This is a genomic window from Pseudomonas sp. KUIN-1, from assembly GCF_009176725.1.
GTDB lineage: Bacteria > Pseudomonadota > Gammaproteobacteria > Pseudomonadales > Pseudomonadaceae > Aquipseudomonas > Aquipseudomonas fragariae.
Window position 1 is genome coordinate 2,805,682 of sequence record NZ_AP020337.1, and the last position, 14,953, is coordinate 2,820,634.

8 protein-coding genes are annotated in these 14,953 nt (G+C 60.1%); 7 read left to right on the forward strand and 1 reads right to left on the reverse strand.

Features of this window, described 5'->3' with window-relative positions:
* Positions 1-97 precede the first annotated feature (97 nt).
* From KUIN1_RS12980 to KUIN1_RS13005, 6 genes are all read left to right on the forward strand, one after another.
* Positions 98-1,402, forward strand: coding sequence for an MdtA/MuxA family multidrug efflux RND transporter periplasmic adaptor subunit (locus KUIN1_RS12980; RefSeq protein ID WP_011267712.1), 1,305 nt, complete (start codon positions 98-100; stop codon positions 1,400-1,402).
* The gene (locus tag KUIN1_RS12985; protein WP_060400155.1) at positions 1,399-4,509 is read left to right on the forward strand and encodes an MdtB/MuxB family multidrug efflux RND transporter permease subunit; all 3,111 of its coding nucleotides are present in this window, start codon (positions 1,399-1,401) and stop codon (positions 4,507-4,509) included. The genes KUIN1_RS12980 and KUIN1_RS12985 overlap by 4 nt, the downstream gene beginning before the upstream one ends.
* Positions 4,506-7,613 carry an efflux RND transporter permease subunit gene (locus tag KUIN1_RS12990; protein ID WP_116886491.1) on the forward strand — a complete coding sequence of 1,036 codons (3,108 nt, stop codon included), beginning with the start codon at positions 4,506-4,508 and terminating at the stop codon, positions 7,611-7,613. The genes KUIN1_RS12985 and KUIN1_RS12990 overlap by 4 nt, the downstream gene beginning before the upstream one ends.
* Positions 7,610-9,073: an efflux transporter outer membrane subunit gene (locus tag KUIN1_RS12995; protein WP_003402760.1), complete on the forward strand. Its 1,464-nt coding sequence runs from the start codon at positions 7,610-7,612 to the stop codon at positions 9,071-9,073. The genes KUIN1_RS12990 and KUIN1_RS12995 overlap by 4 nt, the downstream gene beginning before the upstream one ends.
* Positions 9,074-9,242: 169 nt before the next feature.
* Positions 9,243-11,354 carry a putative bifunctional diguanylate cyclase/phosphodiesterase gene (locus KUIN1_RS13000; RefSeq protein ID WP_003402758.1) on the forward strand — a complete coding sequence of 704 codons (2,112 nt, stop codon included), beginning with the start codon at positions 9,243-9,245 and terminating at the stop codon, positions 11,352-11,354.
* Between the two features lie 111 nt (positions 11,355-11,465).
* Positions 11,466-12,212, forward strand: a complete 747-nt coding sequence (locus tag KUIN1_RS13005; protein ID WP_024641297.1) for an SDR family oxidoreductase — start codon at positions 11,466-11,468, stop codon at positions 12,210-12,212.
* A gap of 44 nt (positions 12,213-12,256) precedes the next feature.
* On the opposite strand, the gene KUIN1_RS13010 is transcribed toward KUIN1_RS13005, so the two are convergent.
* On the reverse strand, positions 12,257-12,589 hold the full coding sequence (locus KUIN1_RS13010; protein WP_116886490.1) for a hypothetical protein: 333 nt from the start codon (positions 12,587-12,589) through the stop codon (positions 12,257-12,259).
* A 337-nt stretch (positions 12,590-12,926) separates the two neighbouring features.
* On the opposite strand from KUIN1_RS13010, the gene KUIN1_RS13015 reads away from it, so the two are divergent.
* Entirely contained in the window at positions 12,927-14,945 is a 2,019-nt protein-coding gene (locus tag KUIN1_RS13015) for an alpha-1,4-glucan--maltose-1-phosphate maltosyltransferase (protein ID WP_024659654.1), read from the forward strand.
* The last annotated feature ends 8 nt before the right edge of the window (positions 14,946-14,953 follow it).

The window sequence follows — 14,953 nt, forward strand, 5'->3', positions numbered from 1 at the left end:
TTCATACGTTTATCCAAAGTAAGCGCTTGGTAAAGGCGCTTTGCTTGTAACGTAACTGTGCTTATTGTTCAGCCTTCTGAACAAACCCCCACCTGTAATGGTTGATTTATTCATGCAATCGTCTGGCTCCCGTAAATCCCGTCGCTGGTTGATCAGTTTGCTGGTCCTGTTGGTCATCGTCGCCTTGTGCTGGTGGTTCTGGCCTGCGTCCACTTCCGGCAAGGGGGCCGAGAGCAACAAGAAGCCCGCTACAAGCGGCATGGCAAGGCCCGGCTTCGGCGGATCGGCTGTGGCGGTCCCGGTGCGTGTGGCCCCGGCTACCGAAGGTGATTTTCCGATCTACTACAAGGCACTTGGCACCGTGACGGCGATGAACACCATCAATGTGCGCAGCCGCGTGGCGGGGGAGCTGGTCAAGCTTTATTTCCAGGAAGGGCAGATGGTCAAGGCGGGTGATCTGCTGGCTGAAATCGATCCGCGCAGCTATCAAGTGGCGTTGCAGCAGGCCGAAGGTACGCTGGCCACCAACCAGGCGCTGCTCAAGAACGCTCAGCTCGACGTGCAGCGTTACCGAGGCTTGTTTGCCGAGGACAGCATCGCCAAGCAGACCCTCGACACTGCCGAGTCGCTGGTCAACCAATACAAGGGCACGATCAAGACCAATCAGGCTGCCGTGGCTGACGCAAAACTCAACCTGGACTTCAGTCGCATTCGTGCCCCGATTGCCGGGCGTGTCGGCCTCAAACAGCTGGACGTGGGTAATCTGGTTGCCGCCAATGACACCACGGCACTGGCGGTGATTACCCAGACCCAGCCTATTTCCGTCGCATTCACGCTGCCTGAAAAGGACCTGTCGAAAGTTATTTCCCGCTACCGCACCGGCGACAAGCTGCCGGTCGAAGCCTGGGACCGTGGCGATACGAAGATGCAGGCCACCGGCGTACTGGCCAGCCTCGACAACCAGATCGACGTGGCTACCGGCACACTGAAGTTCAAGGCGCGTTTCGATAACAGCGACGAGGTCCTGTTTCCCAATCAGTTCGTCAATATACGGCTGCGCGCCGACACGCTGAAAAAAGTCACGCTGGTGCCGACGGCTGCCGTGCAGTTTGGCACCGACGGGACCTTTGTCTACGTGCTGGACGGTGACAAGAAGGTCAAGCTCAAACTGCTGAAGACCGGCCCGAGCGACGAGACATCCACGGTGATTACCGAAGGTCTGGCAGCCGGCGAGCGGGTGGTGCTCGAAGGCACCGACCGTCTGCGCGACGGTGCCGAAGTCGAAGTCGTCAACGACAGCAAGGAAGTCCCGGCTGGCCCGGCTCAGAAGCTGCAAGGCAAGCCTGACAGCAAGACCGACAAGTCGGCGGCGCTCGGCAAGGTGGAAAAACCAAACGTATGAACATGTCGCGCCTGTTCATCCTGCGTCCGGTTGCCACCACACTGAGCATGTTGGCAATCGTCCTGGCGGGTCTGATCGCCTATACCTTGCTACCGGTTTCGGCGTTGCCCCAGGTCGACTACCCGACCATCCGGGTGATGACCCTGTACCCGGGTGCCAGCCCGCAGGTGATGACCAGTTCCGTGACTGCGCCGCTGGAACGTCAATTCGGACAGATGCCCGGCCTGACACAGATGGCCTCGACCAGCTCTGGCGGTGCGTCGGTCATTACCTTGCGCTTCAGCCTTGAAATCAATATGGATGTCGCCGAGCAGCAGGTGCAGGCAGCGATCAACGCGGCCACCAACCTGCTGCCAACTGACCTGCCAGCGCCTCCGGTCTACAACAAGGTCAACCCGGCCGATACACCGGTTCTGACCCTGGCGATCACTTCGAAAACCATGTTGTTGCCCAAGCTCAATGATCTGGTCGATACGCGCATGGCGCAGAAGATCTCGCAGATCAGCGGTGTCGGCATGGTCAGCATTGCCGGCGGGCAGCGTCAGGCGGTACGGATCAAGGTCAATCCGGAGGCGCTCGCCGCCAACAGCCTCAACCTGTCCGATGTGCGTACCCTGATCAGCGCCTCCAACGTCAACCAGCCGAAGGGTAACTTCGACGGGCCGACCCGGGTGTCGATGCTCGATGCCAACGATCAGCTGAAGTCTCCGGAGGAGTACGCCAACCTGATTCTGGCTTACAAGGATGGCGCACCCTTGCGCCTGAAGGATGTCGCCGAAATCGTCAATGGTGCCGAAAACGAGCGGCTCGCGGCCTGGGCCAATCGTAGCCAGGCGGTGCTGTTGAACATTCAGCGTCAGCCGGGCGCCAACGTCATCGAGGTGGTCGACCGGATCAAGGCGTTGCTGCCGTCGATCACCGAAAACCTTCCGGCCGGCCTCGACGTCGTGGTCCTGACGGACCGCACGCAAACCATCCGCGCGTCGGTGACCGATGTTCAGCACGAATTGCTGATCGCGATCGTCCTGGTGGTGCTGGTCACGTTCCTGTTCCTGCGTCGTTTCAGCGCGACGATCATTCCTTCGATCGCCGTTCCGCTGTCGCTGGTAGGCACGTTCGGCGTGATGTACCTGGCCGGTTTCTCGGTCAACAACCTGACGCTGATGGCCATGACCATTGCCACCGGTTTCGTCGTCGATGACGCCATCGTCATGCTGGAAAACATCTCCCGGCATATCGAAGAGGGCGAGACGCCCCTGCAGGCCGCGCTCAAGGGCGCGAAGCAGATCGGTTTCACCCTGATCTCCCTGACCCTGTCACTGATTGCGGTATTGATCCCGCTGTTGTTCATGGCCGACGTGGTAGGGCGGCTGTTCCGCGAGTTCGCGATTACCCTGGCGGTCGCGATATTGATATCGCTGGTGGTCTCGCTGACCCTGACGCCGATGATGTGCGCACGCTTGCTCAAGCGCGAGCCCAGGGAAGAAGAGCAGAGCCGCTTTTACCGCGCCAGTGGTGCCTGGATCGACTGGCTGATCGACATCTACGCGGGCAGGCTGCGCTGGGTGCTCAAGCATCAGCCACTGACCCTGCTGGTCGCTTTGGCCACCCTGGCATTGACGGTGCTGCTGTACATCGTCGTGCCCAAAGGCTTTTTCCCGGTGCAGGATACCGGGGTGATCCAGGGTATTTCGGAAGCGCCACAGTCGGTCTCTTTCGCGGCGATGAGCCAGCGTCAGCAGGCACTGGCCGACATCATTCTCAAGGACCCGGCAGTGGTCAGTCTGTCGTCCTACATCGGTGTCGACGGTGACAATGCCACGCTCAACAGCGGGCGTCTGCTGATCAACCTCAAGCCTCACGGAGCGCGCGACCTGACTGCGTCCGAGGTGATCCAGCGCCTGCAGCCAGAGGTCGACAAACTGTCGGATATCCGTCTGTTCATGCAGCCGGTGCAGGATCTGACCATCGAAGACCGGGTCAGTCGCACCCAGTATCAATTCAGCATGTCGTCGCCCGACGCCGAACTGCTGACGTTGTGGAGCGAAAAACTGGTAGACGCGCTCGGCAAGCGGCCCGAACTGAGGGATGTGGCCAGCGACCTGCAGGACAAAGGTTTGCAGGTGTACCTGAACATCGATCGTGATGCGGCCAGCCGGGTCGGGGTCACGGTTGCGAACATTACCGATGCGCTGTACGACGCATTCGGTCAGCGCCAGATATCCACCATCTACACGCAGGCCAGCCAGTACCGCGTGGTGCTGCAGGCTGCATCGGGCAGTGAGCTCGGCCCGGCGGCGCTCGAGCAGATCCACGTCAAGACCACCGATGGCGCACAGGTGAAGCTGTCGAGTCTGGCACGTGTCGAGCAGCGCCAGGCGCAGCTGGCCATCGCTCACCTCGGGCAGTTTCCTGCAGTGATGATGTCGTTCAACCTGGCACCCGATATTGCCTTGGGCAAGGCGGTGAAGGTGATCGAGCAGGTCGAGCAGGAGATCGGCATGCCGATTGGCGTGCAGACCCAGTTCCAGGGCGCTGCCGAAGCGTTTCAGGCTTCGTTGTCCAGCACGTTGCTGCTGATTCTGGCGGCGGTGGTCACCATGTACATCGTGCTGGGCGTGCTCTACGAGAGCTACATTCACCCGATCACCATCCTCTCGACCCTGCCGTCGGCCGCGGTGGGGGCCTTGTTGGCTCTGCTGATCAGCGGCAACGATCTGGGGATGATCGCGATCATCGGCATCATTCTGTTGATCGGTATCGTCAAGAAGAACGCGATCATGATGATCGACTTCGCGCTCGATGCGGAGCGCAACCGCGGTGTTGCGCCCGAGCAGGCGATCTACGATGCGGCGCTGTTGCGCTTCCGGCCGATTCTCATGACCACCCTGGCAGCATTGTTCGGCGCCATCCCGCTGATGCTCGCCAGTGGCTCCGGCGCCGAATTGCGGCAACCACTGGGGCTGGTGATGGTCGGCGGGCTGTTGCTCAGCCAGGTGCTGACACTGTTCACCACTCCGGTCATCTACCTGTATTTCGACCGCCTTGGCCGTCGCTGGAGTCGCAAGCCTGCCGACCCGGACCGACAGGAACGGGCTGACGCATGAACCTCTCAGCGCCGTTCATCCGCCGCCCCGTCGCGACCGTTCTGCTGAGCCTGGCGATCATGCTGCTGGGCGCGGTGAGCTTTCGCCTGTTGCCGGTGGCACCGTTGCCGAACATGGACTTCCCGGTGATTGTGGTTTCGGCCAGCCTCGCCGGCGCCAGCCCTGAGGTGATGGCGTCCACGGTGGCCACGCCGCTGGAGCGTTCGCTGGGCAGTATTGCCGGTGTCAACACCATGACCAGCAATTCAAGCCAGGGCACCACACGGATCATTCTGCAGTTCGATCTGGATCGCGACATCAACGGCGCTGCCCGGGAAGTGCAGGCGGCGATCAATGCCTCACGCAACCTGCTGCCCAGCGGGATGCGCAGCATGCCGACCTACAAAAAGGTCAACCCGTCGCAGGCGCCGATCATGGTCTTGTCGATGACGTCGACGGTGCTGGAAAAGGGCCAGCTTTACGACCTGGCGTCCACCATCCTGTCGCAGAGCCTGTCACAGGTTTCCGGGGTCGGCGAAGTGCAGATCGGCGGCAGCTCGCTGCCTGCTGTGCGTATCGAGCTGGAGCCGCAGATGCTCTCCCAGTATGGCGTATCGCTCGACGACGTGCGGACTGCGATCACCGGCGCCAACGTAAGGCGACCGAAGGGGTTTGTGGAGGACGACCAGCATAACTGGCAGGTGCAGGCCAACGATCAACTGGAAACCGCCAAGGATTATGCGCCGCTGATCATTCGCTACAAGGACGGAGCGACCTTGCGCCTCAAGGACGTGGCGAAAGTCAGCGACGCCGTGGAGGACCGTTACAACAGCGGCTTCTACAACAATGACCGTGCCGTGCTGCTGGTCGTCAACCGCCAGGCGGGCGCCAACATCATTGAAACCGTGGCGCAGATCAAGGCGCAGTTGCCAGCGTTGCGAGCGGTGCTGCCGGCCAGTGTCAGCCTCAATATCGCGATGGACCGCTCTCCGGTGATCAAGGCGACGCTGCACGAAGCCGAAATGACCCTGCTGATTGCCGTGGTGCTGGTGGTGATGGTGGTGTTCCTGTTCCTCGGCAGTTTTCGCGCCTCGCTGATCCCCACCCTGGCGGTTCCGGTATCGCTGGTCGGCACCTTTGCGATCATGCACCTGTTCGGCTTCTCGCTGAACAACCTGTCACTGATGGCGTTGATCCTCGCCACCGGTCTGGTGGTGGACGACGCCATCGTCGTGCTGGAAAACATATCCCGGCATATTCACAACGGCCTTGACCCCATGAAAGCGGCTTTTCTGGGCGCCAAGGAGGTCGGGTTCACCTTGCTGTCGATGAACGTCTCGCTGGTCGCGGTGTTCATTTCCATCCTGTTCATGGGCGGTCTGGTCGAAAGTCTGTTTCGCGAGTTTTCCATTACCTTGTCAGTGTCGATCATCGTCTCGCTGATCGTGTCCCTGACCCTGACGCCAATGTTGTGCGCGCGCTGGTTGAAGCCACGCGAAGCCCATGGAGAAAACGCCTTTCAGCGCTGGAGCGAGCGGGTCAACGATCGAATGGTGGCAGGCTACGACCGCTCGCTGGGCTGGGTGATGCGGCATCGAAGGCTGACGCTGCTCAGCCTGCTGATCACCGTGGTGGTCAACATCGCGCTTTATGTGGTGGTACCCAAGACCTTTCTGCCGCAACAGGACACCGGGCAACTGATGGGTTTCGTGCGCGGTGACGATGGCCTTTCGTTTTCGGTCATGCAGCCGAAAATGGAGACCTTCCGCCTGTCGATTCTCGCTGACCCTGCGGTGGAAAGCGTTGCCGGTTTTATCGGTGGCAGCGGTGGCACCAATAACGCTTTCATGATCGTGCGCCTCAAGCCGATTGCCGAGCGCAAGCTGTCTGCCGAGAAAGTGGTCGAGCGCCTGCGCAAGAACATGCCGCATGTGCCGGGCGGCAGGCTGTTCCTGGCACCGGATCAGGACCTGCAACTGGGCGGCGGTCGCGAGCAGACCAGCTCGCAGTATCAATACATCGTGCAGAGTGCTGACCTGGGCAGCCTGCGTCTGTGGTACCCGAAGATCGTCGCAGCGCTAAAGTCGATACCCGAGCTGACCGCCATCGACGCACGGGAAGGGCGCGGGGCACAGCAGGTGACCCTGGTGGTCAACCGTGATACGGCCAAGCGGCTGGGTATCGATATGAACATGATCACGGCGGTGCTCAACAACGCTTACAGCCAGCGCCAGGTATCGACCATCTATGACAGCCTCAACCAGTACAAGGTGGTGATGGAGGTCAATCCAAAATACGCCCAGGACCCGGTGACGCTTGAGCAGGTCCAGGTGATTACCGCAGACGGGCAGCGCGTACCGCTGTCGAGCATCGCCCATTACGAGCGCAGTCTGGCCAACGACCGGGTATCGCATGACGGTCAGTTCGCGGCTGAAAACATTTCCTTCGATCTGGCTGAAGGGGCCAGCCTCGACAAGGCCACCGTGGCGATAGAGCGGGCGATTGCCGCCATCGGGCTGCCGTCCGACATCATTTCCAAAATGGCCGGGACCGCCAATGCCTTCGCCTCGACGCAGAAGAGTCAGCCGTGGATGATCCTCGGTGCGTTGCTGGCGGTGTACCTGGTGCTGGGTATCCTCTACGAAAGCTACATTCATCCGCTGACGATCCTCTCGACGCTTCCGTCCGCAGGGGTTGGCGCATTGCTGACGATCTATGTACTGGGCAGCGAATTCAGTCTGATCTCCCTGTTGGGGTTGTTCCTGCTGATCGGCGTGGTCAAGAAAAACGCGATCATGATGATCGACCTTGCCTTGCATCTGGAACGCGAACAGGGAATGACGCCGCAAGAGTCGATCCGCAGTGCCTGCCTGCAGCGTCTGCGGCCCATTCTGATGACCACGATGGCCGCCATCCTGGGGGCTTTGCCGCTGCTGCTGAGCACCGCCGAAGGCGCTGAAATGCGCAAGCCGCTGGGCTTGACCATCATCGGCGGTCTGATCTTCAGTCAGGTCCTGACCCTTTACACCACTCCGGTGGTTTACCTTTATCTCGACCGTCTGCGCCATCGTTACAACAAATGGCGTGGCGTGCGCACCGATGCTGCTCTGGAAACTCCGCTATGACCGAACGCCTGGCATTCACCTCCCGCCCGACAGGGCTGATTCGTCCATTCGCGCTGGGGCTTTGTGTGGTGCTGCTCAGCGCCTGCGCTGTGGGTCCGGATTACCAGAAGCCGTCCATGGCCGCACCCGCGCAGTTCAAGGCTGCGCAGGGCTGGCGTACGGCGACGCCGAGTGACGGGATGGGCAAAGGTGCGTGGTGGGAGGTGTACAAGGACCCGCAACTGAACGCGCTGGTCGAGCGCCTTAACACCTCCAACCAGACCGTCGCCCAGTACGATGCGCAGTATCGACAGGCACAGACACTGGTGCGCAGCTCCAGGGCTGCATTCCTGCCTACGCTTGACCTGACAACCGGCAAAACCCGCTCGGGGCAGGGCACAGGCACGTCGAATAGCGGCACGAGTGCCTCGGGGATTCGCAACAGTTACAACGCGCAACTGGGCGTCAGTTGGGAGGCCGATGTCTGGGGCAAGCTGCGTCGCGGGCTGGAGGCTGACACCGCCAATGCTCAGGCAAGTCTTGCGGACCTGGCCGCGATGCGTCTGAGTCTGCAATCGGAGCTGGTACAGAATTACCTGCAATTGCGCGTGATCGATGAACAAAAACGCCTGCTCGAATCCACAGTGGATGCCTATCAGCGCTCCCTGACGCTGACGCAGAACCAGTACCGGGCCGGTATCTCCGGAAGTGATGCTGTCGCGCAGGCGCAGACGCAGTTGAAAAGCACCCAGGCCGATCTGATCGATCTGGCCTGGCAGCGTGCGCAATTCGAGAATGCCATCGCTGTACTGATGGGCATGGCACCGGCAGACTTCAATCTGCCCGCCAGCACCTCGATTCCGCAGTTGCCGCAGATCCCGCCAGGCCTGCCTTCGCAGCTGCTCGAACGCCGACCTGATATTGCTGCAGCCGAGCGCTCTGTAATGGGCGCCAATGCCAACATCGGCGTGGCCAAGGCGGCTTATTATCCGGACTTCACGCTGAGCATGAGCGGCGGTTACAGCAGCAGTACCTTTGCCAACTGGATCAGCCTGCCCAACCGCTTCTGGTCGGTAGGCCCGCAGCTGGCGCTGACCCTGTTCGACGGCGGCAGGCGCTCGGCCGAGGTTGATCGTACCGAGGCCGTGTATGACCAGACTGTTGCCCAGTACCGGCAGACCGTGCTGAACGGTTTTCAGGAGGTCGAGAACTATCTGGTTCAGCTCAAGGTATACGAGCAGGAGGCTGCGGTGCGCCAGGAAGCGCTGGTCTCGGCTCGTGATTCGCTGCGCCTGACCAACAATCAATACAAGGCCGGGCTGATCGGTTATCTGGACGTCGTCAATGTTCAGGCGACTGCCTTGAGCAACGAACGCAGTGTGCTCAGCGTGCTGCAAAGCCGGTTGATTGCCAGCGTTCAATTGATCGCCGCACTGGGCGGGGGCTGGGATGCCGAAACAGGTTTGACGCTCCGGGAATAAGTATTTCGGGTTCAGAACGCAGATTTTCAGTGGAACTGTTCGCAGTAAACGAAAAAATAATAGCTATTCGCCAGCTTTGCGACCAAGTGCCGCGACATTCGGCCGCTAATGCGTACAATCACCCGCACAAGATCGGCATGGACGCGCTCATTGGTTTCCAGGTGCGTTTATGTTGATTGGCAGCTACATCCCCTCACTCGTCGTCATCTCGATTCTCGTCGCTATTCTTGCCGCCTATACGGCCCTCGATCTGGTTGGCCGCATCGTTTCGGCCAGGGGCCGTGCCGTTCACCTATGGATCGCGGGAGGCGCTGTCGCGATGGGCGTCGGCACCTGGTCGACGCATTTCATCGGTATGCTGGCGTTCGTATTGCCCATCGACCTGGGCTACGACGTGCCACTGGTGCTGCTTTCGCTGTTGATCGCCATCGGCTTTTCAGGGTTCGCCCTGTGGCTCGCCACTCTGCCGCGATTGCCGGCACTGCAACTGAGCCTGGGGTCGCTGTTACTGGGGCTTGGCATCAGCGCCACGCATTACACCGGCATGGCGGCAATGCGTATGCAGCCGGGCATCCAGTACACGCCGTGGCTGTTCGCGCTTTCGTTGGTCATTGCTGTCGTTGCATCCGCAGCAGCATTGCGCGTGGCCTTCCACCTTCGTCAGCAACGCCCGAGAGTCTACGTGTTGCGCGCCTCGGCGGCGCTGTTGCTGGGGCTGGCTGTCATCGGCATGCATTACACCGGTATGGCCGCCGCGAATTTTGCCGATGGCAGCTTTTGTGGTGCGCTGCCCCAAGGGTTGAGCAGTAACGGGCTGGACAGATTCGTGCTGGTCGCCAGCCTGTCGATTCTGGGGATTGCGCTGTTCAGCTGTATTCTCGATTCGCATCTGGAAACACGTACCGCCGTGCTGGCCGATTCTCTGACGCAAGCCAATCTGGAACTGACCCACCTGGCCCTGCATGACAACCTGACCGGTTTGCCAAACCGGGCGTTGTTGACCGAACGCATCGATCAGGCAATGAAGAGGGCCACCGAGACGGGTGGCTGCTTTGCGCTGATGTTCATGGACCTCGATGGCTTCAAACCGGTCAATGACGCGTTCGGGCACCACACCGGCGACCTGCTGTTGCGGCAGGTCGCCTTGCGTCTTCGCAACAGCCTGCACCGTCGCGACACGCTGGCCAGAGTCGGCGGTGACGAGTTTGTCCTGCTGGTGGAGCTTCAACACCCTGAGGATGCATTGGCCGTTGCCAGACGACAGGTCAACGAAGTCGGCAACCCGTTTATCATTGGCGAACATCAGTTGCAGATTTCCCTCAGCATCGGCATCTGCGTGTATCCGGGCAATGGCAGCACCCAGCATGAGCTTCTGATCAATGCCGACGCCGCCATGTACCACACCAAGGCGGCCGGCAAGAACGGCTACAGCTTTTTCGATGTGTCGATGAACAGTAACGCCCGCAATCAGTTGCAGATGTCGCAGGATTTGCACAAGGCGATCAAGCACCGGCAGTTCTGTATCTATTACCAGCCCAAGTTCGACGCGATGACCGGACTGCCCGTAGGGGCAGAGGCGTTGTTGCGCTGGAATCATCCGGAGCAGGGTGTTCTCGGTCCCGATCTGTTCATTTCCATGGCGGAGAAGACCGGCCTGATCATTCAGATCGGCGAGTGGGTACTGGACGAAGCCTGTCGGCAAATGCGTGAGTGGTACACCCAGGGCTACTCGCACTGGCGCATTGCAGTCAATCTGTCAGCCTTGCAGTTCTGTCATGCCGGGCTGGTTACGGCAGTGGCGGACACACTGGCCCGACATCAGTTGCCGGCCAACTGCCTGACCCTGGAAATCACCGAGACCACGGCCATGCATGATGCGGATGCCAGCCTGGCGGTGTTGCGAAGGCTTTCGGAAATGGGCGTGGACCTGTCGATCGATGATTTTGGCACCGGTTACTCCAGCCTGATGTACCTGAAACGACTGCCCGCCAATGAAATCAAGATTGATCGGGGCTTCGTCCGCGACCTGGAGCATGACACCGACGACGCCGCCATCGTCTCGGCCATCGTCGCGGTAGGGCAGGCGTTGAATCTGCGGATCGTCGCCGAGGGCGTCGAAACCGCTGTTCAGCAGCGCTTCCTGACTCACCTGGGATGTCACTCGCTGCAAGGCTTCCTGCTGGGTTATCCGTTACCGGCCGAGCAGTTTCTCGAAGAAATCCGCGCCGCCGAAGCGAAAGCTGCAGTGGAAGCGTCCGATACCGGGCAAGCGGCTTTCTGACGCGCGCAGATGGCGCTGGACGATAAAGGCTGTCACGATCCGAACCGGCTGGTTAACCTGCGAAGGTTGGCTGGATCCTGATGTAGGCCTTTGAAAAAAACGAGACACTCCATGGAAAAAGTCCTCATTGTCACCGGTGGTTCGCGCGGGATCGGCGCTGCTACAGCGCGTCTGGCCGCCTCACAGGGTTATCGGATCTGCATCAACTACCTGTCGGATCATGCCGCTGCCGAAAAGACCGCAGGCCAGGTGAGGGCAATGGGCGCCAGGGCGATCACCGTGCAGGCCGATGTCAGCAACGAAGACGAGATCATGCGGCTGTTTGCCAGGGTTGACTCCGAACTCGGCCGGGTTACCCATCTGGTCAATAATGCGGGCACCCTGGCGCAGGCTTCCAGAGTCGAGGACATGTCGGAATTTCGCCTGTTGAAGATGATGATGAACAACGTCGTCGGCCCGATGCTGTGCAGCAAACACGCCTTGTTGCGCATGTTGCCGGCACACGGGGGGCAAGGCGGCAGCATCGTCAACGTATCGTCACTCGCGGCACGCCTGGGCTCGGCAGGCGAGTACGTCGACTATGCAGCATCCAAAGGAGCGCTGGACACCTTCACCATCGGGCTCTCCAAAGAGGTCGCGGCGGAAAACGTTCGCGTCAACGCGGTACGTCCGGGGTTCATCTTCACCGACTTTCACGCCCTGAGCGGCGATCCGTTCCGCGTCAGCAAGCTTGAAGGGGCATTGCCCATGGGCCGTGGCGGTACCGCCGAGGAAGTGGCCGAAGCGATTCTCTGGTTGCTGTCGGACAATGCGTCTTATGCCACGGGAACGTTCATCGATGTGGCGGGAGGGCGCTGAAGGCGTCCATACTCGGGCAGACCCCTTCAGACCCTGCTTACTGGTCACACCGTGACGGGCGGCGCATTGGCTGGCGGATCGCCAACTGGCGTTTCATTGGGCGGCGGCGTGGATGGCGGCGGCTCCTGCTCGGGCACTGGCTCGGGCAGGGCGGGGTCATCGATGTTCGGATCGGGTACTTCTACAGGGTTGGGTAAGGTCATGGTTGCAGCCTCCTTGTCGACCCTGTTTACGACTGCCTGGCATGGCCGATGATTCAATTGATTTGCTTCAACCTCATCCGGAGATAAAAAGTCGTCGTGGAACGCTATATTCACGTCTTCTCTTCGGTGCACGTCGAAATTCAATAACTCGTAGTTGCAAGGTTTCAGAATCATGGAGCGTCTCTTTTTGGATGCGCTGACACAAGCTTCTGATTAAGTGTGCTGCAATGCCTTTGCTATCGATGGCTGAAGGCTTGGTAAACGACTCCTCCTACGGGGATTCGGGAATCAGAGCACGCATTCTCTTTAAATATTTCCATTGGCTAATGCCCACCCACGACCACCAAACATCCTCAAAACCTTTGAACTTTACCCTCGTTGACCGCTCGGAACCTAGTCAGCGGAAATAGACGAGTCGCCAGCACAGTGCGATCGTACGCTGCCATACCGTCAATTTTTCCATTGCATGGAATGCACAGGAGCGTCCCTGGGGCGTGAGGAGTGATGCTCGATGAATGAACAGCCATACGGTCCGGATTCCCTGGCCACCGATGTCCCGCAAGCAACCCTTCCGCTGTCACTGACCCAGGCGCTGCAATTACCCCGCATCGTGATCGAAGACACGTTGCCGGTAATCGATGGTGGCTTGTTCGCGGCCAAGGCGATCATCGGGCAACCGGTTACCGTGACCAGCAAGGTCTATGCCGATGGGCACGACAAGATGGCGGTCAATATCCGCTGGCGTGCTGCCGATGAAGAGCACTGGCACAGCGCGCCAATGCGCGAGCTGGGCAATGACAGCTGGGTCGGTGAATTCACCCCGACCTCGGTCAGCCTCCATGTGTTTCGCCTCGAAGCCTGGATCGATCAGTTCGGCAGCTATCGTTATGAGCTGGAGAAGAAGTTCGGCGCCGGCGTTCCTGTCGATCTGGAGCTGGAAGAGGGCCGCATTCATCTGGTGCACGCCGCCGAGCGCAGCCAGAACGAGCAGCGCCAGCAGATCGAAGGCCTGCTGGGCCAGCTTGAACAGGGCGATAAAGACGAGAAAGTCGCGCTGCTGTTGCACAGCGAAACCGCCAGCCTGATGAAGCTGGCCGATAATCAGGCCTTCCTGAGCCGCAGCGTCGAGTTCCCGCTGGATGTCGAGCGTGAGCTGGCGCAGTTTGCCAGCTGGTACGAGCTGTTTCCCCGTTCGATGACCGACGATCCGGCGCGCCACGGCACGTTCAACGACGTCCATTCGCGTCTGCCGATCATTCGCGACATGGGCTTCGACGTGTTGTATTTCCCGCCGATTCATCCTATCGGCCGTGCCCACCGCAAGGGCCCGAACAATTCCCTGACCGCTGGCCCTGATGATCCGGGCAGCCCGTATGCGATCGGCAGCGAGGATGGTGGCCATGAAGCCATCCACCCGCAGCTGGGCAGTCGTGAAGATTTCCGTCATCTGGTAAAAGCCGCAGCCGAGCATGGCCTGGAAATCGCGCTGGATTTCGCCATCCAGTGTTCCCAGGATCACCCGTGGCTCAAGCAGCATCCGGGCTGGTTCTCGTGGCGTCCGGACGGCACGATCCGTTATGCGGAAAACCCGCCGAAGAAGTATCAGGACATCGTCAACGTCGATTTCTACGCACCAGACGCCATCCCCGGCCTGTGGACGGAGTTGCGCGACATCGTTCTGGGCTGGGTCAACGAGGGCGTGAAAATCTTCCGCGTCGACAACCCGCACACCAAACCGCTGCCGTTCTGGCAGTGGATGATCGGCGAAGTGCGCAGTCAGCACCCCGAGGTGATGTTCCTGGCCGAAGCCTTTACCAAGCCGGCAATGATGGCGCGCCTGGGCAAGGTCGGTTACAGCCAGAGTTACACCTATTTCACCTGGCGCAACACCAAGGCGGAGCTGTCCGAGTACTTCACCCAGCTCAACGAAGTGCCTTGGCGCGACTGTTATCGTCCGAATTTCTTCGTCAACACGCCCGACATCAACCCGCGCTTCCTGCATGAGTCCGGTCGTCCCGGGTTTCTGATCCGGGCGGCACTGGCCACCATGGGTTCCGGGCTGTGGGGTATGTATTCCGGGTTCGAGCTGTGCGAAGCGGCCCCTATTCCCGGCAAGGAAGAGTATCTGGACTCGGAGAAGTACCAGATTCGGGTTCGCGATTACGCGGCACCGGGCAACATCATTGCCGAGATCGCGCAGCTCAACCGCATTCGTCGGCAGAACCCTGCGTTGCAAACCCACTTGGGTCTGAAGCTGTACAACGCGTGGAACGACAACATTCTGTACTTCGGCAAGCGCTCGGCGGACGGCAGCAACTTCATTCTGGTTGCCGTCAACCTCGACCCGTACAACGCACAGGAAGCGGATTTCGAGTTGCCGCTGTGGGAAATGGGCCTGCCGGATGACGCCGCTACGTCGGGTGAAGACCTGATGACCGGGCACCGCTGGACCTGGTACGGCAAGTATCAGCACACGCGTCTCGATCCATCCCAACCGTTTGGAATCTGGCGTATCCAGGCTGCGCAATAACACTCCCG

Bases quoted from the DNA above. Each gene is read 5' to 3' on its own strand.
- KUIN1_RS12980 (WP_011267712.1), top strand. From the start codon at position 98: ATGGTTGATTTATTCATGCAATCGTCTGGCTCCCGTAAATCCCGTCGC.
- KUIN1_RS12985 (WP_060400155.1), top strand. From the start codon at position 1,399: ATGAACATGTCGCGCCTGTTCATCCTGCGTCCGGTTGCCACCACACTG.
- KUIN1_RS12990 (WP_116886491.1), top strand. From the start codon at position 4,506: ATGAACCTCTCAGCGCCGTTCATCCGCCGCCCCGTCGCGACCGTTCTG.
- KUIN1_RS12995 (WP_003402760.1), top strand. From the start codon at position 7,610: ATGACCGAACGCCTGGCATTCACCTCCCGCCCGACAGGGCTGATTCGT.
- KUIN1_RS13000 (WP_003402758.1), top strand. From the start codon at position 9,243: ATGTTGATTGGCAGCTACATCCCCTCACTCGTCGTCATCTCGATTCTC.
- KUIN1_RS13005 (WP_024641297.1), top strand. From the start codon at position 11,466: ATGGAAAAAGTCCTCATTGTCACCGGTGGTTCGCGCGGGATCGGCGCT.
- KUIN1_RS13010 (WP_116886490.1), bottom strand. From the start codon at position 12,589: ATGATTCTGAAACCTTGCAACTACGAGTTATTGAATTTCGACGTGCAC.
- KUIN1_RS13015 (WP_024659654.1), top strand. From the start codon at position 12,927: ATGAATGAACAGCCATACGGTCCGGATTCCCTGGCCACCGATGTCCCG.